The following is a 23,561-nucleotide window of genomic DNA, read 5'->3' as shown; positions in this document are numbered from 1 at the left end:
TATTTATTTAAAAACAGAAAATTATTGATGTTCAGCGATGAAAAAGATACGTGACTAGCCACACAGTACCGAAGCGCGAGCGGGATCGATATTGACCAGGCCAGAGAGCAGCGTATCCATTCGGCCCGCTAACGCGACTTTGTCACTTTCACTACGCTGAACCTTCAGGCGCAGCAGTTTTAGCAACCGTGCTTTCACTTCAAAAGCCAGCTCTGGCTCCCAATGCGCCAGCAGTGATGGTGCCGGATCGCTATCCAACTCATTCAGCAAGTGGATCGCCATTTCATTTTTGCCGTATTGCTCTGCCACTCGCGCCATTAACAGGCGCTGTAGCCAGCGGTCACGTTGCGTCGTCACACCGGGTAAGCCAGCAAGCCAGCCAAGCGCAGCCTCAATACCGGAGGCATCAGCCTGCGCCAATGCTTCCCCTTCAAGCGACAAAATATCGTTATCGTGCGTCTCGCTCTGTGCTGGCGCAGCGGGTTCCCAACGTGCCTGATTACCACTGACCTGCTGTTCAATCCATGCCAATGTGGCATCATCGGCAAAAGGCGTTCCATCATTAAAAGCCTGTTTCTCCAGACCGGGTAAACGTTCAAGAAACATGCCTAAATCCCGTTTAGCGATATCTGCCCAGAGATCAAAAGGGTGCCCTTGCTTATTTAACGCCTGACAAGCATACCATTGCAGATCGATCCAAAAATGATTCACGCCCTCGGCAAACATTCGCTCAACCTGATCGAGCAGCTCGCTCCAGCTTTGTTGTAAATACAGACGTTTAAGCTGAGCGCGCAACTCGGCACGCGGCGGAACTAAACGCGTACGTCCGGCACTGTCCTGCGGCGGAAGCTGATGAACGGTATCCCAACGAACCACGCGCATCAGCCGTGAACCGGATAAATAGCCTTGCTGTTGATTGCGCAGGTATTGCGATAATTCCCGCGTTTGATCCAGTAAATCACGCCCGGACTGGATTTTTCGTGCCTCCGGTGGTGCCCCAGCTGCTGACGAAGGCGCCGCGCTGGCCGCATTCTGCGGTACGACCGCATCCACCCCACCAGATTGTGCCAGCCGAACATCCATCGCACCGACTAGCGGCTGTAGCCCCGGACGGGCATCATCATGCCAATCGGCAAAGTGATGCTGTAACAGCGCCAACGCCGCCAGTGCGCGTTCAAAATCAGCACGAACCACCTCGGGATAAAGCGAGAGACTGTCGGTCAATTTGCTCCCCGCCAGCCATTCCAACGCTAATCGACGGCTGGTTGCTCGGCGAGGCAACAGTGATTCGCCATAGGTCTGAACCAGACCAGCCAGTAACTCCAGTCCATCAGCAAGACCCGACTCGCCATCCTGATGCAATCGAGCCCACACATAGTAAGTGGCGACGCGAACGTCTTTGCAGTGACGCTTCAATAACCCCTCAGCCAATTGACAAACCTGTGCAGTATCCACACCGGAAAGTTTATTGACTTCTTCACGCATGCGCTGGAAATCATCGTCATAGCCAGGATCGTCCCCTACGGGCGAATCGCCTTCCAACGGTGCCAGCCAGTCAAGCCAGACGGTTAGTCGTTCTCGGGCCAGCGCCAGCGCGTCTCGTTCACCAAAACAGGTCACGAGTAATTGTTGCAACATACCGTTATTCTCCCGTCGCTGCATCCGTGGTGAAAATTCGTGTGGGCAGGGTAAAATTGCGTAGTTTAAGCACCGACAACGGCCCTTCGCCAAGCTCCGTACGCAGAATATAGGTCAACGTCTGGTGGTCAGGCGTACGCCACATCAGACGATAACGGCTGCTGTCTATTTGCTCGACTTTTGCTTTTTCCAACAATCGGATCCATCCCCAAACGCCCTCTTCATCGGCATATAACCGTGTGCCCGTGTTATTTGCTTGCCAGTTTAATAACGAGCCCGGTTTGTAGGTTTCACCCGGCCAACTGAGCCGCTGCCAGCTTTCCTGCTGATTGAAGTAGGTCAGCGTTTGTCCGTCAACGGTCAATACCGTTTGCACCACACCGCTCGCCGCCCTTGGCATCAGTTCAAAGCGAACACCGGCATCGCCTTGCGCCAACAGGGTATCAGACAAGGCGCTAAGCTGATTAATCGCCGCCAGAAAACGCGGGTTGAATGTCAGCCCTTGCGTGTTGATCACATCCGGTACCCACTGGTTGCCTTCTTTGTGTAACATGCCGGAAAGCTGTGTTTTCAGGAATTGTTCAATGCGACCTGAATCGGCACGCAGGTACTGAGCCAACAGCGGCAGCGACGCATCATTCGTGGTGTCAGCAAACGGATAGCGCCCCGAAAATGCGTGATTCCAGTCATTAACAATGGCGCGTTGCCACTGACCATTAAGGCTATTTGACGCAGGCTGTAGCACCTGTTGCCAGGATTGCTCCAGCGGTTGTACGAAAACCGTGTAACCAAACTCGCCCCATTCTCCGCCCAAACTGGCCGCAATCAACGATCCATAATCACGCGTTTCCGTGAGATCCACCGCCTTTCCCTGAAATACCGTTTGCGCCAGTGCCTGTGTCATCGCTTGAGGATCGACCGCATTGGTGACCTGTTGTAACTTCAAACGCAGTTGAGTGACCCGCGTCAGATACGTTTGCAGGCTGAGATTAGCATTACCCTGCCCACCGGCCGTACCCTCAATCAGCGCCAGCAACGGACCGAACGATTCATCAAGTGGTCCGGTTGGCCCCTGTTTTTGAGCCATCATCGGTATTTGTTTTTTCTTCTTATGCAATAACCCTTGTGCCGATTGCATCAGCGAGTCCGTCAACGCGGGGCCTTGTTGTCCTGTTTTTCCCTGCCAGGCCAGCGTATTCATCAAGGCAATCAACGGGGATTGGCGCGTATCGGCCATCAACGTCAGTTGCTCGGCAACATCGGATAAGGTCGCGGTCGAATTCCAACGTAAATCATTAAGAAAACTGATCCAGGCACCGCTGAAATCATTGAAATAACGTGTTGTCAGTCGGTTTTTCAACTGTTCTGGCGAAACGTTTTCAGACAGTCCTTGCTCGTTCTCGCTCAGCACCCAGTCAATTTCTTCCCGACGCTCACTGACTACCGCATCGATGGCCTCTTCAACCTGTTCTTCCCAAGCCTGACGGGTGAACATGCCTGGCACGACGCTGTCCGTCGTAAACAAACGGCTGGCATCGGTCTCTTCCACCATCTGCGCGAGCGTCAGGTCAGCATAATTCTGGGAAACCTGTTGCAACACACGCTGATAGAGCGTGGACTCTGCATTGCTCACACCTATCTGGTTAAGCAATAGTTGACGAGCTTCACCAATCAACGCGCGATCGGGTTCAATACGCCAGGCAGGATGAGCAGAAAGGTTTTCAGCATAAAACCCTAACAGTGCAGGCGAAACACCCCGCCATACACCGTCAGGCACGCCGGGCTGGCTCGGCAAATTGGCAAGGAGTGCTTTCGTCAGAAATGCCGGCTCCGCTTTCTCCGGATAAGCCATCATCAGATAGGCTTTTAACTGTTCATATCCCGCCTGAGCAACCGTCGCACGCTGGCGGCTGGCCGCAGGTAAATTCACCATTTTACGTAACGCGCCAGACAGGCGCTGAGCCGCCGTATCGCGGATCAACGCCTGTTGTGCGGTAAAATACCATGGCCACAACACCGTCAACTGCGCCTGACTCTGGTTAAGGCCAAAACGGCTATACCATGTACCGCCTGATTGAGCATCGTGTTTGAGGCGCGCCATTTCCTGTTGCAAAGACTGTAGGCTGAGCAAACGTTCACCGAGCGTTCGCTCGGTCCCTACCGCCGTTTGTGCCAGTTCGGCGCTATTTTGCATATCGTGACGGTTGGTAACGTAAGAGACGAGACTGCCGATTGCCCAGAGCAGGCTAAACGTTATCAGTCCCCATTGTGTCGTTTTTTCCCACGGCAAGCCCAGACGTTTTCCGCTGGCACCCGCCCCTTCTGTCAGAACTCCCTGCCATACCGGGTCAGGGTACCAACTATGGGGAGCCGCGCCTGACGGCGCAGCAACCGGCAGGCTAAATAATAAGCCGCGCAACGGTAAGGCAGCGGTGCCGGATAACAACGGTGCCAGCATCGTCGTTAATCGTGCCACACCGCCATTTTCAAAGTGATGTGCCAACCTGAATAAGAAATCATGCTCAGGCTGCTGTAACATCTGATGGATACCCGATTGTGTCAGACGCGGGACCAGTTGTAACAACCGTTCACGCACGGTTTCAGCCGTACAGCGCGAGGGTAATAAACAACCGACCGTCTGCGTTTCTCGCTCACCCTGCGGCCATTCGCTATGCTGGATTTCCCACAGCCAGACGGGGGCTTGCCAGCCAAGTAACCGGGAATATTTATCCAATTGACGCCGGGCATTATCCATTTCGGCAGCATGGGGTCGCTGCGCTGCGCTCACCGCCCAAATGACACCATCAAGCGGACGATAGCGTCTCAGTTGGCGCATCATCGTCAGTTGGTCGGCATCAACATGATTGACTTCTCCGCCCCACACCAACAGCGTTTTGCTCCCTTCCAGCCATTGTTGCACCGTTAATCCCGGCGCAAGTGCTTCGGCCATCGCGGGTTCCCCCACCACCAGCAGGATGCGGACATGACGTTTCCAGAAACGACCATAGCGGGTACGGAGGTAATCACAAGCATCGCCCAAATAGTCTGCCGAGTTTGTTAACTCATGCCGTTTTTTCTTTTCTGGCATAGACGATGTTAAGGGCGTGCTCTTTCTTAATAATTTCTTATTTTCAGATACGCCAAACGTCAGTAAAAAAAGCAATCCGACAATAGTTAAAAACGATATCGTCGCCACAAGTAACTTCGAACCAATCGTTTTTAACCCCCAGCCATCGGCATAGAGATAAAACACAGTAACAATACAAACCGCGACTACGAGTACAATGAAGAAAATTACAAAGATTCGCCGCCAATCATATTTAGACATAACGTATCCTTTCAATTAGACAAATGCTCTGGCAGCGAAACCAGTGAAAACAAAATATGTTGATCTGAACCACAACATACTAGTTGTGCCTTTTGCTTTTCTCTGACAGCCATTATCCCTGCTGAAATAACAAACCACGGTGTTATCTCCCCCGATGTTCCCATCATTAAATCGAAGAAATTTTGGTCAAGCGTATGGGTGTCTGTATCAATGTTATTATCACACAGTGACTTTATTACTGTATAGCACTCATCCTGATCCAGATCAGATAACCACATTTCTTGTGCTTCAAAAATACACAACTGAAAATCCGCCATTTGCTTAATCGAATAAGGGACAGAGTGCTTATCAGACAACAATGGTCGATGTAAAAATGCCTGGGGTTTTATTGCACTCGACGTTGAGACACTTGGCGAAATAAGCCAAGCGGCGGCCGATTCACTCGCTTTTCCTTTACAATCATCACTGGCTACCCCCTCATGAAACTGCACAATCACGGCGAGAATGACTGTGCTGTCATTCTTTTTATACCAGCTATTCCAACTATCACAATAATTTACACCTGGATAAACAGGAGCAGACAATACAGATTCTTTTAATCCTAATTCACGCCACGCCAGCATAAAATCAGGCCACGATACAGATGATGCATTATAAATAAAATTCACTTCAATGGAAGATGACTGAGAAATGCGCATAAGTATTTCCCTCATCGGCGCTAACAGCTCACTGTATATTTCTTTAAGTTTTTCTGGCCTTTCTCCCTCCGTCGATAACAAAAGTGTTTGTGAGGTTCTTGCTTGTACTTCGGCTTTATTTTCTCTTTTAGAAAGACAACTTTTCTCTGGGAAAAGCATACTATAAGACAACACTGAAATGACATCCTGAGCCCAATGCTGCCATTCTATATGTAAAGCATTCCGTTCAGATACCCAAGCCTCATAGTGAGTGTTTACCACGCTATGTCGATATATTCTCAGACTCGCGAGTAAGATAAAAAAAACACTTTCGCCAATAAATAAAAATAAAACAAAAGAATAATTTTCAGCATCAAGATTCAGAAAATAAACAAATACACAAGTTAGCAATAATAAAGAGGAGAAAATAAAAAACAATGCTAACCAGAGTTTCCAAGAAAGTGGTGCTGGTGGCGTTGCCTCAGCAATAATAGGAATATTCCATGACATGCAACTTTATCCTATATTTACTGGTTGTAAACTTGCGATAACATAACAACCGCACTGACACTTACATTGATGAGTAACGACTGGTTTACCATCAGAAATCCAGCTAGGATCACCTTCTACTATTTTGTTTACACCATGTCCTTTGATAGGACAAGAAACCGCATCACCGACTAATACTGCTTTTTTACCTTCAAGGATCATTGTTGAAGATGCTGAAATCACACTCCCTCCACTGCTGAGTTTATCACCAAGTCTGACGATCGCTTTAGCCATAATTCAACGTCCTTTAAAATAATGTAATAAATTAAAATTGTAACTACTCACACTCTAAATAATTACAGTTGCAAAAAAGCGGTAAGTGAACGAAATTAACGAAAAAGTGATTTGAAACATGACAGATATAGTTAACTGTATTCTCTCTTACCGATGATATCTCGCTTTTGAAAATTATATACCCGTAATACTTCAAGTTGCTTGTGCGTTGGCTGCGTTCGTTACTCGACTCATCCATGAGCCTCGCCCTATTGGAGCCGCTGCAAGCAGTGTTCAAGTCTGCCGCCTTCACGCGGCTCGAATTATTTTGGGTACAATTTAATAGACGCTAAGATAAATTAAATTAAAAAATTTAAGAATAGAAACTATCACAGCACTGGTAACAATAAAAATAGAAAACAACCTTACCATTCTTTTTAAATAGGATGATTCTATTTTAACCTCTTGCATATTAGCATTAAAGCTTTCTATAAAAAATGGATATGAACTTACAAACAAGCATAAAAACAAAATCAATGCAAAAACCAAGTCAAAATGAAACATTCCCACTCCGAACCAGTCGGCGCGGCCTTCACTAATGAAGTGATAAACAGATACAATAATACCACAAAGCCCAATGACAGTTGGCCACATAAAATCACTGGCATAGAGCACTTTCTTTATAAAACTCAGATCAATATCATCAGAAAGTCCAATAAAGGTAAAATACTTTGATTTTACTTTATTAGCATAAAAATCAGCAATAACTGTCCTCATATTACCAAGTGGTAACAATTTTGACTTATTATCGTAATTATTATAAGCCACTTCCAAGATTGAATATTTTTCCATAACTACCACTCCTATATATTAGATACTACATAGCCAACTTAACAACAATATCATCATCAGTTTTATTAATTTCATAAATTTTAGTCACCCCCATGTACATACCCGACATGACAAGTGAAACCTCACATTTCCGATAAAATGGGTTTTCTTCATCTTTAGCTAAGGTTTTTATTGAGGTTACATCCCACTTCAAATCAACAGGGCTGGTAACTCTTCCACTCATCATAGATACTTTTACCGCTAAACTCCTTTTATAAATATCGACGTATGTCTCTTTAATTTTTTCATTATCACATTCTATAGGTTCAAGTTTTGAACAAGCACTAATCAACAGTGTTAATATTAAGACAAATATTATTCGCATAGTAGGCTCCACACTAAAAACTTAATTAACCCATTATAAATGGTCACATAGCCAATTCAAAACTGGCATTTTAATATGATAGATATTTCAAGCGTATCTATTGATTCAGATATCAATAATAAAACAAATACTGGCTTTCTACTTCCGGATGAGGGCGAATATTATTTCTGTAATGATATTCGGCCAGCGTGCCATTGGCCTCACGTTCGTCAATCCGCGCTTTGGTGATCTTTTTAAGGTTTATTTTTGACGGATTATCTAAACCTAATGTAGTGAAAATAGCCTGAGCAAGTCCAGCGGTAGTCTTGTTTTCCCTATATATACTAAAAAAATAGGGAATAAATATTACCCCTATCATTGCAATTCCCGCTAATGGTGCAATCACGAATAAAAACTCGGTATCAAATGTGCCATCACCATCAATAAAAGGCATTACAAGCCCAATAGCTACCGCGAACCCTGTAATAAGCAAATAAAATAAAAATAATTCACGCATATTCCATAAAAAACTCGCCCACTTCCCCATAAAACAGCGCGGGCATACGCTAATCATCCGCTCTGTAGGACGGGTCATGGCATACACCTCATAGTGCTCTTCCTGCTCGGCGACCACCAGTTCTACCGTTTCCCCCTCTTCAAACGGTATCGCCCCCAGCCAGCCACGTACCGGTTTGCCTAACCCAGCCACCTCAGCCTCAACAAAATGACCGACCTCACTTTTATCCTGATTTGCCACCGAGGCCGCCGCTGATGCTTCTCCCGCGCCCCGCGTCAGAAATACCAGTAAAATACCCAGTGTGCCCCAGCGGGATTCGATCTCTTCCAGCCGGTTATTCACCGCCAACTGATAATATTTATCGGCGAAGTTCTCCCGTGCCTTGCTAACCTGCAATCGCACCAATTTCCCCGTCAGCTTTTGCAACGGTGCCGTAGGCGGCAACACCGGGCGCGGATGTTCAGCATTAAAGGCTACCGTTTCTTCCTTGCCAAACTGGGCTTCATGACGTTTTTTCGCCAGTTTTTCTTCATATTGACGAATCATTTTTCTTTTTATTTTTTCGTCATCGCGTAATTCTTGTCTGATTTTTCTACGTGTTTTCTCCTCTGACCAACCAAAAAAACGCGCCTCTTTTTTAACACTTTCAATTAACTGTTCCTTGGTTGCAAACGTTAACTCTTCCCCTTTTTCAATTAATTCATCCAAGATATTTTTCATTAGGTGGCTCCCTGAGTATTATTGTTATGATCCTTAGCGTCTTCTCTCACGTCATCACACTGCTTATCAATAATAAAACAAATACTGGCTTTCTACTTCTGGATGAGGGCGGATATTATCTCTGTAATGATATTCGGCCAGCGTGCCATTGGCTTCACGCTCTTCGATTCGCGCTTTGGTGATTTTTTTCAGGTTTATTTTTGACGGATTATCTAAATCTAATGTAGTGAATATAGTCTGTGCTAATCCTGCTGTCGTTTTATTATCCCGAAAAATGAAAAACAAAAAAGGAATAAAAACAACGCAAACCATTAATACTCCAGATAAAAATGGTAAAAGCAATAATCGGCCGACAGTTAAAAAGTTATCATTAAACGTAAACCATAATAGAAGAAATGTTGTCATAACATAACAAAATGAAAAGAAAACAAATAACTCACGAATATTGGAAAAAAAACTCGCCCACTTCCCCATAAAACAGCGCGGGCATACGCTAATCATCCTCTCGGCAGGGCGGGTCATGGCATACGCTTCATAATGGTCTTCCTGCTCAGCGACTACCAGTTCTACCGTTTCCCCCACCTCAAACGGTATCGCCCCCAGCCAGCCACGTACCGGTTTGCTTAACCCCGCCACCTCGGCCTCAACAAAATGACCGACCTCACTTTTATCCTGATTTGCCACCGAGGCCGCCGCTGATGCTTCTCCCGCGCCCCGCGTCAGAAATACCAGTAAAATACCCAGTGTGCCCCAGCGGGATTCGATCTCTTCCAGCCGGTTATTCACCGCCAACTGATAATATTTATCGGCGAAGTTCTCCCGTGCCTTGCTAACCTGCAATCGCACCAATTTCCCCGTCAGCTTTTGCAACGGTGCCGTAGGCGGCAACACCGGGCGCGGATGTTCAGCATTAAAGGCTACCGTTTCTTCCTTGCCAAACTGGGCTTCATGACGTTTTTTCGCCAGTTTTTCTTCATATTGACGAATCATTTTTCTTTTTATTTTTTCGTCATCGCGTAATTCTTGTCTGATTTTTCTACGTGTTTTCTCCTCTGACCAACCAAAAAAACGCGCCTCTTTTTTAACACTTTCAATTAACTGTTCCTTGGTTGCAAACGTTAACTCTTCCCCTTTTTCAATTAATTCATCCAAGATATTTTTCATTAGGTGGCTCCCTGAGTATTATTGTTATGATCCTTAGCGTCTTCTCTCACGTCATCACACTGCTTATCAATAATAAAACAAATACTGGCTTTCTACTTCCGGATGAGGGCGAATATTATTTCTGTAATGATATTCGGCCAGCGTGCCATTGGCCTCACGTTCGTCAATCCGCGCCTTGGTGATCTTTTTCAGGTTTATTTTTGACGGATTATCTAAACCTAATGTAGTGAATATAGCCAGAGCAAGTCCAGCGGTAGTCTTATTTTCCCTATATATACTAAAGAAATAGGGGATAAATATTACCCCTATCATTGCAATTCCCGCTAACGGTGCAATCACGAATAAAAACTCGGTATCAAATGTGCCATCACCATCAATAAAAGGCATTACAAGCCCAATAGCTACCGCGAACCCTGTAATAAGCAAATAAAATAAAAATAATTCACGCATATTCCATAAAAAATTCGCCCACTTTCCCATAAAACAGCGCGGGCATACGCTAATCATCCGCTCGGCAGGGCGGGTCATGGCATACACCTCATAGTGGTCTTCCTGCTCGGCGACCACCAGTTCTACCATTTCCCCCACTTCAAACGGTATCGCCCCCAGCCAGCCACGTACCGGTTTGCTTAACCCCGCCACCTCGGCCTCAACAAAATGACCGACCTCACTTTTATCCTGATTTGCCACCGAGGCCGCCGCTGATGCTTCTCCCGCGCCCCGCGTCAGAAATACCAGTAAAATACCCAGTGTGCCCCAGCGGGATTCGATCTCTTCCAGCCGGTTATTCACCGCCAACTGATAATATTTATCGGCGAAGTTCTCCCGTGCCTTGCTAACCTGCAATCGCGTCAATTTCCCCGTCAGCTTTTGCAACGGCGCCGTAGGCGGCAACACCGGGCGCGGATGTTCGGCATTAAAGGTTACCGTTTCCTCTTTGCCAAACTGGGCTTCATGACGTTTTTCCTCATGCTCTCTGAGATCATCCCTCTCAATATCTTTTAACCATTTCTTTATTTTTCGTTGTGTTTGCCGTTCATTTAATCCCTCCATCTCTGCAACTTTTCTTATTGAAGCAATCATTTGCTCTTTAGTGGCTCTCGCTTCCTGATTATTCATTAGTTTTAATCTATTAATAGTAGAGTTTCAGCTATCCAACGGCATACTAAAAACTAAAAGCAAGCATTTAATAATAAAACAAATACTGGCTTTCTACTTCCGGATGAGGGCGGATATTATCTCTGTAATGATATTCGGCCAGCGTGCCATTGGCTTCACGCTCTTCGATTCGCGCCTTGGTGATCTTTTTCAGGTTTATTTTTGACGGATTATCTAAACCTAATGTAGTGAATATAGTTTGAGCTAACCCTGCTGTCGTTTTGTTATCCCGAAAAATGAAAAACACAAAAGGAATAAAAACAACGCAAACCATTAACACTCCACCTAAAAATGGTAAAAGCAACAATCGGCCGACAGTTAAAAAGTCATCATTAAACGCAAACCATAATAGAAGAAATGTTGTCATAACATAACAAAATGAAAAGAAAACAAATAGCTCACGAACATTGGAAAAAAAACTCGCCCACTTCCCCATAAAACAGCGCGGACATACGCTAATCATCCGCTCTGTAGGACGGGTCATGGCATACACCTCATAGTGGTCTTCCTGCTCGGCAACCACCAGTTCTACCGTTTCCCCCTCTTCAAACGGTACCACCCCCAGCCAGCCACGTACCGGTTTGCCTAATCCCATAACCTCGGCCTCAACAAAATGACCGACCTCACTTTTATCCTGATTTGCCACCGACGCCGCCGCCGACGCCTCTCCCGCCCCCCGAGTCAGAAATACCAGTAAAATTCCCAGCGTGCCCCAGCGGGATTCGATCTCTTCCAGTCGGTTATTCATCGCCAGCTGATAATATTTATCGTCGAAGTTCTCCCGTGCCTTGCTAACCTGCAATCGCGTCAATTTCCCCATCAACTTTTGCAACGGTGCCGTAGGCGGCAATACCGGGCGCGGATGTTCAGCATTAAAGGCTATTTTCTCTTCCTTACCAAACTGGGCTTCATGACGTTTTTTCGCTTTTTTTTCCTCAAATTCCCTTATTCGTTTTCGCTGTATTTTAGGCCGTTCTTTCAGTTGCTTTATTATTTCCCTCTCTGTTTTCTTTTCTGACCACCCCATCATCTTTGCTTCCAAAAGAATACCGCGAATGTACTCTTCATCAGTTGCAAACGTTAATTCTTCTTCATTTTCAATTAATTCATCTGGTATATTTTTCATTAAATCACTCCCTCTCTATTATTATCCTCTCCCTCAGTCTTTTTTGTTTTCTCTTTCCAGCCCATTGCTTCATAAGCTTTTTCCAACTCTTCTGTTTCTTTATCAGAGTTTCGATAGGCATATTCATTTCCTGGCTTAAGAAAAATACTCTCTTGACCAAACCGTGAATTCAAACACCATTTTTCTAACTCATTTTTCTTAAACGAATCATAGATTAGCTCAACAATAACCAGTCCCATCTGCACCTGCCAGCTTAATGCTACGACCAAGATTTTTGCGGCAAAAAAAGTGGCCATTTTTTGCCCTGCCTTTTCTAAGGCCACCTTTCCTAAAAGGACTCCTAAACCTGAAGAAAGTTGCCCTGATGCCTTTAACATAATTAATCCTGAATTAACAAAATATGTCAAATAAAAGAATCCTGCATGAATATCCCCATTATCAAAATTATTAATCATTAATGAACTATATTTTTTTACATTAAAATAAGTTGCAAAACTCATAGCTCCGCCAGCAAGAACTTTTATGCCACCCAGTGTTTTTGTCAGCTCTGGTTTCATCAATTCTAACGGTGAGAGCGCTACTTCCGCAAATGCTGCTGCCGTGTAGCCCGCCGCTTGAAGTGCCTTAGCTAAAGCCTCTTTATCGGCCGTGGTATCCGCATTCAATCGACTCAAACAATTCACCAAATCAACCAGATTAAAAACTGCTAATGCCGCATTCAGACGTGATAATTTTGCCGCCTTCTCGCCACCTTCCGACTCAAATGCTCTTTCCAACGATGAAGTTAAATTTCGATATTTCGCCCGACGCAAAACCTCAGCCCTAGCCTCCTTGTAGTTCATTTTCTTTTTCATTAATTCTGTTGTATCTCTGTTTGCATCATTAGCTGCTTTTATCTCTTGTGTTACCACCCTCAACATCACCTCTTTTTCCACTCCCGCACGCAGCAACAATAGCCCCTTCAAAATAGGGTCGGCCAACCGTCCCGTGGTACGATACGCTCGGCTACCGGGATTAAAAACTCGGCTCCCGGCATTCACAACCATGTTGTCTATTTTATTCAGGAATTTTTCTACCTTGGTGGCGTTTTGCGGCAGTTTGTCGTGTTCGGTTAATGCATAAATATAGCGACCACAGGCGTCTTTTAACTGATTACTGATGACGATGAATCTCGCTAATGCGTCAGCTTCCTCTTTATCCTCGTTAACTGTCGAGGCAGGCTCAATCTCATCCTGAGGTTGAGCCGTTTTTTCCTTTTTAACCTCGATAAGCAAGGGTTCAATCTCATCGATAATCGCCTGCTGATTTAATGCAAACGCGCGCCAGAAAAGGTTTTTCTCATCCTGCATGGTGTAAGCCGCCAACCACTTATCCAGCAATGAATCCCCGGCTTTGGTTTCATTCATCCCCAAGGTCAAATTGTTATATACCCGTTCATATTGCACACCGTCTCTCACATCTTCCGGATGAAAATCCTTCAATGTTGTCAGCATGATGTCACTTTGCAACCAGAACGAAAGCTGGTTCGCCCGCACTTCGCGAAGTTCCATCACCTGCCGGGTAATCTGATCTTTTGTCTGTTGGAAACTGTTATAAAGTGGGCGGTTAAGACGAGCCAAATATTTTTCCCAACTATCGGCCATTTCCTGATCTTTTTGATCCCCGCGCGAAGCATCCCGCTGTCGCAACCGCTCATCCATCTCATTCTCCCGGCGAGATAGTTCCTGTGAAAAACCAGGCTCAGTACGGGAAATTCGATCAAGTTTCCAGATCTCAGGCTCGCTTACTCCAGCGTTATGCCACTTTTCCTTTAGCGCAATCACCCGCATTTCCTGCTGTTGGCGTAATGGATCATCCGCAAATTTTTTAGTAACCGTCTCACGTGAACGCTGATAAGCCTCCAGCATCCCTCCGCGCGTTTTCTGGAATTGGGTTTCGTAAATTTCAGCGCGTTTCTCAAACCCGGCTTTCGCTGATGACTGCAATACACCTTTTATCAACGTCAGGTTAATATCACTGTTCACTTCCCATTTGAGTTCTTCCCCAAACTGAATAAGCCGGGCAGATGCTTCATTCAGCCATCCATTCATCTCAGCCGCAATGCCCAGTGCATCAGGTAACGCCAACAGCATTACCGGGTAACTTCCCCCTTCTGGATTTGGGCTTCGCTTTTTCATAGCGGCTAACGTTACATCAGGTTCGCGCGCTTGTGTCGTTGCCCATGGATAACGAGTAGTTTGTAAATTAACAATATCCTTATGATAAATTACCGATTTATTGTCTGGTGGCAATTCGCTCACCATCGAAACAGAGATATTATCCGGATAGCTGACCCGTTGAAAATCAGGGTTAAAATCCAACACTTGCTGTAGACTGGCTTTCGTTGCTTCAGTAGCCGATTGCTGCTGGGCAGAAACAATCCATGTTGAAAGTGAGATTTTTTGCATGCGTTTTGCACGTAATCGCTCATCCTGCTGATATCGTGCCAGTGTCTTTTCTGACCATTTATATTCGGTATAAGCCACCCACACTGCCTCTTGCCATTCAGGTGCCGTCACACAGAAATATTCCAGATTCACAGGATTATGCAATGGGCTCCCGCACTCGAATTTATCATCCATTGGTGAGGCTTTGTTAACATCGGGTTGCTTATGCAATTGTCCCCGGTTGTTAATGGCATAGACTTCCCAGGATTTTAACTTCTCTTGATACAGGTAAAGATAGCCGCGACGTAGTGTCCGCAATGCATAATGATATCCCGTACTTAGCGTATTCCCCGTGATCCGGTTATTATTTGCCCATGCGGGTAAATTTACCTTAACCACATCCGGTACAACAACATAAGAGACGGGCAAGATCGCCAGCCCACTCGGTAAGCAATGTTTACAGTTATTCATTCACACCTCATCAAATCCTTATGGGATCACACCAGCAACGCCGGCTGGTTTCACTGACAGTCACTCTTTATTTTCAGCCACTCGTCCGACGTAATATCAGCGATAGCAAATCGGTAAGGTGGTGTTGATGCCGAAACGTGCGGCTTAAGTAAGCGGTTTATTCGGGGATGAAAGTCAAAATCAGGATGAATATCAAGTGCATGCTGGGCAAATAAACACAAATCCGCTTCATCGGTAAGATGATGAAGGGTAATGGCCCGACGTAATGCAGGCAGCATTTTCCCTCTGGCTTCTGTTTCAGAAAAACGCTCATCGGTACACGTTTTTTGACGATAAACACGCAATGCCTGATTCATTGGTGCAATCAGCTCAATATCCTTAGCCTGTTGCGTTGAGAGAGAGAGAGAGAAACTGAGCTGAGTCGTTGGTTCTGCCTGATTCACCTTGACCCACAGACCACAATCACCATCCAGCAGCGCCCACGTTTTCACTGCCGATAAAAGGCGCTGACATTGCCAACGATCGCAAAGCATCAATAACGCAGGTAATACCGATGGATCGTAAAAACGCAGAAAAATAAAAGCGTCTTCAGCAACAGCCTGAACCGCATGCCCACCTAATTGCGCTGCAATATATGGCAGTGTTTTTTCTGTATCCAGCCAGGCACAAATGCATCTGCCATAGTTTTTATCAAGATGCTGCGGTTCACTTTCTTCATATGCCAATTCGACGCTATGGCGAAATAACGCAATATCATCCTGCTTCTCCAGATTGAGTGGCACCAGCCAAGGTTGCTCGCGCCGATTCAGATTAGGATGATCGAACTGTAATTCGTAATGCTCACGTTTTTCCAAGACGTCATACAGATCGCTAATTCTGGTTTCTTCCGCATTTGACGCAGCAAATGCATCAAATAACAGAACACAATACTGACGTTCAGCAAAGTAACGGGAAAGACGCGCGAACAATGCCTCAATCTTGGCATCGTTCTCTACTGATACAGGGGAGTTTTGCATGTAATCTCGCGTAGTCCATTACAATTTGACTGAAGCCTGCTGTGCGGAAGTCGCCTCTTTCACACTCGGGCTACATCCTTTAGGCAAGATCGTTTCAGTATTCAGGCTGGCTGAGCCGACCTTTTCCAGATTGATACTTTTCACCGTCACATTCTGTGGTGCGCCCAGTTCAATATTGCCATCTTTAAGTCGAATAAAAGCACCACCACAGTTTAATAACAATTCGGTTTTCGCTGAAATCAATACCTTATTTTGCTGGCTGGCTATCGTGATGTCTTTCTGCGCCAACATATCCAGCGCATCACTTTGCGCCTGTATCTCCACCTTGCCCGCACCCGCAAACAGCTTCATACCCATACGGTGCACAAACAAACTCAGCTTTTCCCTCACCGATACCCGCAAATCCTTGCCCACACTAATATCTGTGTCTTCCCCTGACGTCCCTATCAGATTCTCACCCGCCGACAACTGCACGCTCGAGGGCGTCACCTGCGCGATACCCGATGGTGCCGACAACAACAGCACCGACGCCTTCAAACCCGCCAGCTTTTCCTCCATCAACTGCGTCTGTAACTTCACATCCGCCAGCTCTGCTCGCGCCGCTTCCGCCGCATAACGTAATCCCGACGCCACTTCCCGCGCCTGCGTCAGCACCGACAATGCTCCCGACATATCCAGTACGTCACCACCCGCCTGACCCTGTTCATCCGCACTGATAAATATTCCTTTACCCGCACGTATCGCGCCCCAATCATCCGTGCGCAGCTCAAATCCCTCGCCTCGCTGCTGACGGCCACTGTCTACCAGATGACCCAGGTTCAGCTGGCTCTTGCCCCCGTACTCCGTGCTCAGCTTGATGTGCTCTTTCCCTCGCTCATCATCCAACCGCAGCTTGTTGTTCGACGGCGTTCGGATAACGTTCCGCTTGTTGTTCTCCTGCGTCACGTGGTCCGGGTGCCGTGAATCATGCAGGGCATACGCGATATACGGCCGGTCCGGGTTACCTTCTTCAAACGCTATCGCCACTTCCGTTCCGTCCAGCAGCGGCAGGTGGAAACCATAGGTTTCTCCCGCGTACGGCTTCGCCAGCCGCACCCACAGGCTTTCATAACCCGCCTTCCAGCTGTCCCGGTCGAAGTCCATCTTCACCCGGTAGCGTCCCATCCCGTCCAGCCACGCATACGTGTCATGCTTGTTCACGCTGCTCACTCGCGCCGGCACCGTCCCCGCTATCACCGGCCGCGCCAGCAACGCCGGACGATAGCACACCGTTTCCCGGTACGGCATCGCCGTAAAGCTCACTTCATAGCTGCTGTCTCGCCCCGCCCTTTCCACCGTCACCGAGGTAATTACCAGCCCCGACTGCATCACGCCGGGGATATCCCCCGTCACGTCTACCAGTTGTCCCGGTGCCAGCAATACCGAGGTGCTCTTCCCGCTCACCACCTGCTGACCGTTCAACGCTCGCTCATGGTGCAGTCGTGCGTAGAAGGCCCCACTTTCGGTCTCCTCACCCTTGCCCGCCGCCCGGTAGTTCGCACTATAACGGTACGTTTCACCCGTCATCGGGTCGTCCGCCGCCACCGCTTCCGTGACCTGCATCCCGCTTAAGGCCGTCCGGTAGTTGTAATCCTGATGGACCACGCTCCCCGTCACCGTACGGTGCGAGACTTCCAGCCCCCATACCGCTTCTGCCCCGTTCGCGTCCAGCCCCGACGGCAATCTCAACGGCAGGCTCGCCGTCTTCACGTAGTGCTGCTGGTCGTCAAAGAACACCACCACGTCACGGTTCAGCCGTGCATCCATCTCAAAACGGTAACCGATACCCACTTCCGACAGCAGTCGGCTGATAAACGTCAGGTCGCTCTCGCCCCACTGGCACACGTACTCCCTCACCGGGTAATCGTTCACCAGTTGAAACAGAAAATCGCTCCCCGTGAAATCATGACGCTCACGCAGCACCTGCTCGACTATCGCCACCACCGACTGGTTCTGGTAAATCGCGTGATAGCGACTGTGGTCCAGTTGCGCCAGTCGCGGCACCAGCGTCACCGCATAACGCGTCTCATCCACCGAGCGTGACAACCGGGTAAACGTACTCACCACCCCGTGTACCTTGCGCAACGGCCCCATCGCGGGCAGGACGCCATAGGTGTTCATCGGCGGCGCGTTAAAGGTCAGCGTTGAAACCTGATTGAGCATCGTCGACGCCTGAATATCCGGCTCCGGACTGGTAAAGGTGATGTGGTAGACATACGGCTGGCTCAAATGCGCTTCGGCACTGAAATGCAGCACCGACAGCGGTGCACTCTCCTCGCCTACGGTGAGCTGATAGCGGGCGTGATCGGACAGCAGCATGCTGCTGGTCTTCGTGAGCAGATCGGGCATGGCGATTATTCCTTATCGTTAAACAAAATCAGCGTGTTATATCCAGGCATTCTCTATAGAAAAGAAAAAACTGATACGTTTTGCTTTTTTGTCCTGAAACTTGAATTACTTAAGGTATATAAGAAATGGAAACTCAGACGGATAAAATGTTATTTCACCTTCTCTAATTCACCTTTTGAGTATTTATACTGTGTGCCATCAACAAAATTGCGTAACATCCTCAGGATGAGCATACTCTTCAAAAATAGAAGCATAAACTATCGTACTCAACTGATTGGAGGGGTCATCCAATATCTATCAATAACCCTGCATTAAATCATCAGGGATCTTATATTGAGCCAATTTTTCATCATAAAAAATATTATAACTCTTTTTTGATTTTTTTCTTTTTTCTGTTGACGTAGATGAAACCAATAAAGGATAAAACCCATTAACAAGAGGCTTGTCTCGCTCAACTATCAAATTATTAACGATTGAACTGCTATCATTACTGTTTCCCATGTGAGCAGTCCATTGAGCAATATTTTTTAAATTACTTCCGGAAAATATTTCTAAATAACGTTGAACTTGAAGATACCCCTGACTATTTGAACCAAAAGATAGCTCAACCGCCCATTTATCAGGGGCAATAACAGTCATTCCAGCATAATGACTTCCAATATTTTTCTCTGCACCGATAATTTCATACCCTTTATCAGATTTCTGAAGTAAGTAAATATCCGTTGGAATGTCCTGATTTAGTGAAGTAGCAAGTTTTGTATCCGGACACATAACTAACAAACTATCCGTTGACGAAAAAGGAACATTTTTATTTTCACATATTCTATAATTGTCCATTTCACTCTCTGAGTTATCTTTATGCCATGGATTTTCTTTATCACTAGAATGAGAATAATGTTCACTAAGCAACGTCTGAATTGTTGGATAATAATTTGCAAATGCTGTTGTTGCATGAAGCAAAAAAAACATAATAAAACAAATTTTTATTTTCCCCATATACCCATCCATATAAAAAATAAGCAAAAAAAGGGTCTGTTTTGAAAAAAAACTCACAATTTTACCCTGTTCGATTACATCTGGCTTACCAATCTGAGCAATCAGTAGTTTTTAAGAAGAAGCTTCGGATTATCAAAACGTGCCAGCCATGCGGCCGTTGACGTTTTATCAAAACGAATCTCACCCGCAATTGAACCATAGCCCATAGAACATATTTCAGGTGCACGAATAGGTTTCAACATCTGATTCACCTTTACATACAGCTCAGGATACGGATTTACCTTATTCCACCCCAGCTCTGGCCACTCTCCCGCCCGGATCATCACGCCGCCCTCATAGGGCAGCAGCGCGATACGCTCATCGTCTAACTGCTGCCGCAATCCAGCTATACCACCTAGTTTTTCCAGCCAACTATCCTGTACAAAGGTATACCAGTTCACCGAACGAATACCATCGCGCCCAGTTTCCCAAGTATGGGAATTAGGAATATCAACAGCAGAAAATGCCTGAGCAATCTCATACTCCAGATGTTCATAATTCTCACTTTCATAACATTGCTGTACGCCCAACCCAGCCAGACCATGCATTGGTTTTAAGCGCTGGCAGAATTCTAACAGTAAGCTTTCAAAACGTTTTTCACCCCCACTTTTAGTGTCTCAATCGGGAGGTAAAACAGCACACAAGTTACAGTTTTGTGGACATACTCGAACCAGTCAGCGGGAGAAATAGCACTGCATAGATAATCGCTGGCATAGATTGTCCCCTTTTCCGAGCCCCACCAAAAATCCGTATGATCTCCATCCTCCGCTAACATCTGCGCCTGTTTTTGCTGTAATGTTCGTTTACTGTAAGGCTCCTCTTTTTTAGGATCTCGATAAAATCCCCAACGCAGTTTATCGCCAAACTCACTGTCGTATCGCGCCAGCACCTCCGCTATTGCCTGACGTTTCTCATCCGAATAGCCTTTATCCAGATAAAAATAAGCCACCAACCCTACCTGTAACGCGTTATGCGCCTCCGGGGCGTCCGGTGCTCCGTACGTAAATTCCCAGCGAGCCTGCTCAAAACGAGTAAAAAAGTCCATTCTTAACCTTGTTCCATCACGTTTATGCGGGGAATTCTGCACTCATGCCATCGTCCCGCTCCAGCAGCGTCCAATGGATAGCGCGTTTCTGTGTAGCCGTGTCTTGCCACTCCGGCAGAATATCGCCCTGGGAAAAGTGCTGCCGTACAATGCGACCGGCCTGATAGGTAGTCCAGATGCCACTATGTGGACAAGACGTACCAGTGGGTAACGTAAGATTACGTTTACCGCTATTCCTCAACCCGCTTTCACGCTCCGGCCAACGATAAAGCTCATCTGGATGCCCTGTCGGGAAAAAGCCTTCTGCGGGAACCGGGATAAACTGATTTTCCACCCGGCGGACCAGTGTCCAGGTCGAGGGGACATTTTCTATTTCTTTCCAATGATAGTCTATCTCTCCTTCTGGACTAATATAATCACTTCGCTCTTTTCCTTGAGGGGAAACATGAGGTAAATAACTGAAAGAATGAAAAAACTGAGCACTGGCAAACTCCACGTCCGGCAGATAAATCCCCGCTACCTTAACTGGATCATTCGGCCCCATCACGACCAAGGGGTCCAACTCATAAACTGGAAGTTGGGCTGGCAAATCCAGAGGACCAAAATACTCCTCACTGTATAAGTAAGTCAGATTGCCATCTTTCCAGGATGAACTCACTGTCCCACTCACCATCTTATCGTAAATAAGTCCCAGCCTAAACAGGTCGGAATACCGTTGCAGCGCCTCTGCGCTCATCCATCCTTCCGGCCAGTAATCCGTCAACCCCTTGTTATCACCACGAATCCCCCCCCCCGTAATGTAAGCGTTAGGATCGTTATGCTGACGTTCAATATAGCTACCCGATAATTCCATCAGTGTACCACGCAGATTAGGGAGCACCCGATTCTGCCAGATGATATCAATCTGCTCCCAGCTTGGGCGACTGCGCTGATTGGCAGGAAGTTGTTGCACATACTGTTCCAACTGCTGTTCACAGTGTTCAATGAACGCACTATATGCTTCCCAGCGCTTGCGATAATAATCTTCGCTGGTGTAACGCTCCAGAAGATAGCATTCCTGCGGGTGTAGTATTGCCATTATGTTCTCTTACCAATGCATCCATGCCTCTGGGCGTCTAGTACACCACCAGAGACTCCCAGCGAGCCTGCTCAAAACGGGTAAAAAAGTCCATTCTTAACCTTGTGCCATCACGTTTATGCGGGGAATTCTGCACTCATGCCATCATCCCGCTCCAGCAGCGTCCAATGGATAGCGCGTTTCTGTGTAGCCGTGTCTTGCCACTCCGGTAGAATGTCGCCCTGAGCAAAGTGCTGCCGCACAATGCGACCGGCCTGATAGGTAGTCCAGATGCCACTCATCGGACATCGTTCACCACTCGGTAACGTTAAAAACTGGCGGCGAACATCTTGCTCCGGCACGGATAGCGTCGATTCTTCCACTGATACGGCTTCCTGAAGAGAAGGCTTCGGATTATCAAAACGTGCCAACCATGCGGCCGTTGACGTTTTATCAAAACGAACCTCACCCGCAATTGAACCATAACCCAGAGGATAAATTTGGGGGGCGCGAATCGGTTTTAATACCTGATTCACCTTTACATACAGCTCAGGATACGGATCTACCTTATTCCACCCCAGCTCTGGCCACTCTCCCGCTCGGATCATCACGCCTCCCTCATAGGGCAGCAGAGCAATACGCTCATCGTCTAACTGCTGACGCAATCCAGCTATACCACCCAGTTTTTCCAACCAACTATCCTGCACAAAGGTATACCAGTTCACCGAACGGATACCATCGCGCCCAGTTTCCCACGTATTAGAATTAGTAATATCTAGGGCGGAAAACGTTTGTCCTATCTCGTATTCCAGATGTTGATATTTATCTCGAGCATAACATTGCTGTATCCCCAATCCAGCTGAGCCATGCATCGGTTTTAGTCGCTGACAAAAAGCCAGCAGTAAAGCCATAAAGCGTTTCTCTCCTCCATTTTTTAGTTCTTCAATAGGCAAATAAAACTTAACATAGCTAACTGATTTATGAATATATTCAAACCAATCTGCGGGTGACACAAGATTAATCAAATAATCACTGGCATAAGTGGTCCCGTTTTCTGACGCCCACCAAAAATCCGTATGATCTCCATCCTCCGCCAACATCTGCACCTGCTTTTGCTGTAACGTCCTCTTGCTATACAGTTCCTTTTTTTTAGGATTCCGATAAAAACCCCAATGTAGTTTATCGCCAAACTCACTGTCGTAACGCGCCAGCACTTCCGCCATAGCCTGACGTTTCTCATCCGAATAGCCTTTATCCAGATAAAAATAAGCCACCAACCCTACCTGTAACGCGTTATGCGCCTCCGGAGCGTCCGGTGCTCCGTATGTAAATTCCCACCGAGCCTGCTCAAAACGGGTAAAAAAGTCCATTGATGTTCCTTAAGTTAATCAGGCCAGTACACATAATCCTGCTGCTGTTGCACTAACATATCCGATTACTTTTCACCTCAATTTTGATCGCCTTCGCAACCAACTCCATCCCCCAATGATACATGCACCAGTTTCGGTGCATAACAGCATAGCTGGAGTGATCAGGCATCAGAGATGCCACCAATTTAACTTTCACGATCATATAACGAGCACCAACTTTCTTCTCATCGGTAATAAACACCTTAATAATGGATGAGCATGATCGTTTTAGCATAAAAAATAAAATCGATGTATTTAATCAAGAACTTTAATCTTATATCTTCTATTGAAATCGACTCCTGGCACCATAGTCCCATAAGTATAACCGTGTACCAAAACACTTATTTCCTTTATTCTTTCAGGTTTACCAATTATCGATATTCGATATTCGATATTCGATATTCGATATTCGATATTCGATATTCGATA

At 46.5% G+C, this 23,561-nt stretch carries 18 protein-coding genes; all 18 read right to left on the bottom strand.

From position 1 onward, the window contains the following. Positions 1 to 54: 54 nt before the first annotated feature. The 18 genes from tssA to ACKPVM_RS17025 all read right to left on the bottom strand — a co-directional run bounded on the left by tssA (position 55) and on the right by ACKPVM_RS17025 (position 23,093). A complete protein-coding gene (gene tssA / locus ACKPVM_RS17110; RefSeq protein ID WP_409310954.1) occupies positions 55 to 1,638 on the bottom strand; it encodes a type VI secretion system protein TssA in 1,584 nt (527 codons plus the stop codon). Between the two features lie 4 nt (positions 1,639 to 1,642). After that, on the bottom strand, positions 1,643 to 4,966 hold the full coding sequence (locus ACKPVM_RS17105; RefSeq protein WP_409310952.1) for an ImcF-related family protein: 3,324 nt from the start codon (positions 4,964 to 4,966) through the stop codon (positions 1,643 to 1,645). 11 nt (positions 4,967 to 4,977) lie between these two features. Next, complete coding sequence (locus tag ACKPVM_RS17100; RefSeq protein ID WP_409310951.1) at positions 4,978 to 6,153, bottom strand: KPHS_23130 family T6SS system protein; 1,176 nt, start codon at positions 6,151 to 6,153, stop codon at positions 4,978 to 4,980. Positions 6,154 to 6,159: 6 nt separating this feature from the next. Beyond that, on the bottom strand, positions 6,160 to 6,426 hold the full coding sequence (locus ACKPVM_RS17095) for a PAAR domain-containing protein (RefSeq protein ID WP_409310949.1): 267 nt from the start codon (positions 6,424 to 6,426) through the stop codon (positions 6,160 to 6,162). Positions 6,427 to 6,744: 318 nt separating this feature from the next. Then, entirely contained in the window at positions 6,745 to 7,257 is a 513-nt protein-coding gene (locus ACKPVM_RS17090) for a hypothetical protein (protein WP_409310947.1), read from the bottom strand. A gap of 25 nt (positions 7,258 to 7,282) precedes the next feature. After that, complete coding sequence (locus ACKPVM_RS17085) at positions 7,283 to 7,621, bottom strand: hypothetical protein (RefSeq protein WP_409310945.1); 339 nt, start codon at positions 7,619 to 7,621, stop codon at positions 7,283 to 7,285. Positions 7,622 to 7,733: 112 nt separating this feature from the next. Continuing rightward, on the bottom strand, positions 7,734 to 8,837 hold the full coding sequence (locus ACKPVM_RS17080; RefSeq protein ID WP_409310943.1) for a putative type VI secretion system effector: 1,104 nt from the start codon (positions 8,835 to 8,837) through the stop codon (positions 7,734 to 7,736). Between the two features lie 66 nt (positions 8,838 to 8,903). Then, on the bottom strand, positions 8,904 to 10,001 hold the full coding sequence (locus ACKPVM_RS17075; protein WP_409310941.1) for a putative type VI secretion system effector: 1,098 nt from the start codon (positions 9,999 to 10,001) through the stop codon (positions 8,904 to 8,906). Positions 10,002 to 10,067: 66 nt separating this feature from the next. Further along, on the bottom strand, positions 10,068 to 11,120 hold the full coding sequence (locus tag ACKPVM_RS17070; protein ID WP_409310939.1) for a putative type VI secretion system effector: 1,053 nt from the start codon (positions 11,118 to 11,120) through the stop codon (positions 10,068 to 10,070). Between the two features lie 67 nt (positions 11,121 to 11,187). After that, positions 11,188 to 12,285 (bottom strand): putative type VI secretion system effector, encoded by a 1,098-nt coding sequence (locus ACKPVM_RS17065; protein WP_409310938.1) that lies wholly within the window; start codon positions 12,283 to 12,285, stop codon positions 11,188 to 11,190. Beyond that, on the bottom strand, positions 12,285 to 15,182 hold the full coding sequence (locus tag ACKPVM_RS17060) for a T6SS effector BTH_I2691 family protein (RefSeq protein WP_409310936.1): 2,898 nt from the start codon (positions 15,180 to 15,182) through the stop codon (positions 12,285 to 12,287). Before ACKPVM_RS17060 ends, ACKPVM_RS17065 begins: the two co-directional genes overlap by 1 nt. Positions 15,183 to 15,232: 50 nt before the next feature. Further along, positions 15,233 to 16,198, bottom strand: coding sequence for a DUF4123 domain-containing protein (locus tag ACKPVM_RS17055; protein ID WP_409310934.1), 966 nt, complete (start codon positions 16,196 to 16,198; stop codon positions 15,233 to 15,235). Positions 16,199 to 16,216: 18 nt separating this feature from the next. Continuing rightward, positions 16,217 to 18,556, bottom strand: a complete 2,340-nt coding sequence (locus ACKPVM_RS17050; RefSeq protein WP_409311093.1) for a type VI secretion system Vgr family protein — start codon at positions 18,554 to 18,556, stop codon at positions 16,217 to 16,219. A 327-nt stretch (positions 18,557 to 18,883) separates the two neighbouring features. Next, entirely contained in the window at positions 18,884 to 19,639 is a 756-nt protein-coding gene (locus tag ACKPVM_RS17045) for a hypothetical protein (RefSeq protein WP_409310930.1), read from the bottom strand. 44 nt (positions 19,640 to 19,683) lie between these two features. Beyond that, complete coding sequence (locus ACKPVM_RS17040; RefSeq protein ID WP_409310929.1) at positions 19,684 to 20,169, bottom strand: type VI immunity family protein; 486 nt, start codon at positions 20,167 to 20,169, stop codon at positions 19,684 to 19,686. A 23-nt stretch (positions 20,170 to 20,192) separates the two neighbouring features. Next, entirely contained in the window at positions 20,193 to 20,666 is a 474-nt protein-coding gene (locus tag ACKPVM_RS17035; protein ID WP_409310927.1) for a hypothetical protein, read from the bottom strand. A 22-nt stretch (positions 20,667 to 20,688) separates the two neighbouring features. Beyond that, a complete protein-coding gene (locus tag ACKPVM_RS17030; RefSeq protein ID WP_409310925.1) occupies positions 20,689 to 21,744 on the bottom strand; it encodes a hypothetical protein in 1,056 nt (351 codons plus the stop codon). Positions 21,745 to 21,860: 116 nt separating this feature from the next. Next, positions 21,861 to 23,093 carry a type VI immunity family protein gene (locus ACKPVM_RS17025; RefSeq protein ID WP_409310923.1) on the bottom strand — a complete coding sequence of 411 codons (1,233 nt, stop codon included), beginning with the start codon at positions 23,091 to 23,093 and terminating at the stop codon, positions 21,861 to 21,863. Positions 23,094 to 23,561: the final 468 nt, after the last annotated feature.

This window comes from Pectobacterium hainanensis (assembly GCF_046237015.1).
Taxonomy (GTDB): Bacteria; Pseudomonadota; Gammaproteobacteria; order Enterobacterales; family Enterobacteriaceae; genus JBJYIN01.
Note: the sequence above shows the minus strand (reverse complement) of the source record. Positions and strands in the feature narration are given on the sequence as shown.

Bases quoted from the DNA above. Each gene is read 5' to 3' on its own strand.
- ACKPVM_RS17055 (WP_409310934.1), bottom strand. From the start codon at position 16,198: ATGCAAAACTCCCCTGTATCAGTAGAGAACGATGCCAAGATTGAGGCA.
- ACKPVM_RS17070 (WP_409310939.1), bottom strand. From the start codon at position 11,120: ATGAATAATCAGGAAGCGAGAGCCACTAAAGAGCAAATGATTGCTTCA.
- ACKPVM_RS17035 (WP_409310927.1), bottom strand. From the start codon at position 20,666: ATGGACTTTTTTACTCGTTTTGAGCAGGCTCGCTGGGAATTTACGTAC.
- ACKPVM_RS17040 (WP_409310929.1), bottom strand. From the start codon at position 20,169: ATGCATGGTCTGGCTGGGTTGGGCGTACAGCAATGTTATGAAAGTGAG.
- ACKPVM_RS17090 (WP_409310947.1), bottom strand. From the start codon at position 7,257: ATGGAAAAATATTCAATCTTGGAAGTGGCTTATAATAATTACGATAAT.
- ACKPVM_RS17080 (WP_409310943.1), bottom strand. From the start codon at position 8,837: ATGAAAAATATCTTGGATGAATTAATTGAAAAAGGGGAAGAGTTAACG.
- ACKPVM_RS17065 (WP_409310938.1), bottom strand. From the start codon at position 12,285: ATGAAAAATATACCAGATGAATTAATTGAAAATGAAGAAGAATTAACG.
- ACKPVM_RS17025 (WP_409310923.1), bottom strand. From the start codon at position 23,093: ATGGACTTTTTTACCCGTTTTGAGCAGGCTCGGTGGGAATTTACATAC.
- ACKPVM_RS17030 (WP_409310925.1), bottom strand. From the start codon at position 21,744: ATGGCAATACTACACCCGCAGGAATGCTATCTTCTGGAGCGTTACACC.
- ACKPVM_RS17050 (WP_409311093.1), bottom strand. From the start codon at position 18,556: ATGCTGCTGTCCGATCACGCCCGCTATCAGCTCACCGTAGGCGAGGAG.
- ACKPVM_RS17085 (WP_409310945.1), bottom strand. From the start codon at position 7,621: ATGCGAATAATATTTGTCTTAATATTAACACTGTTGATTAGTGCTTGT.
- ACKPVM_RS17075 (WP_409310941.1), bottom strand. From the start codon at position 10,001: ATGAAAAATATCTTGGATGAATTAATTGAAAAAGGGGAAGAGTTAACG.
- ACKPVM_RS17100 (WP_409310951.1), bottom strand. From the start codon at position 6,153: ATGTCATGGAATATTCCTATTATTGCTGAGGCAACGCCACCAGCACCA.
- ACKPVM_RS17060 (WP_409310936.1), bottom strand. From the start codon at position 15,182: ATGAATAACTGTAAACATTGCTTACCGAGTGGGCTGGCGATCTTGCCC.
- tssA (WP_409310954.1), bottom strand. From the start codon at position 1,638: ATGTTGCAACAATTACTCGTGACCTGTTTTGGTGAACGAGACGCGCTG.
- ACKPVM_RS17105 (WP_409310952.1), bottom strand. From the start codon at position 4,966: ATGTCTAAATATGATTGGCGGCGAATCTTTGTAATTTTCTTCATTGTA.
- ACKPVM_RS17095 (WP_409310949.1), bottom strand. From the start codon at position 6,426: ATGGCTAAAGCGATCGTCAGACTTGGTGATAAACTCAGCAGTGGAGGG.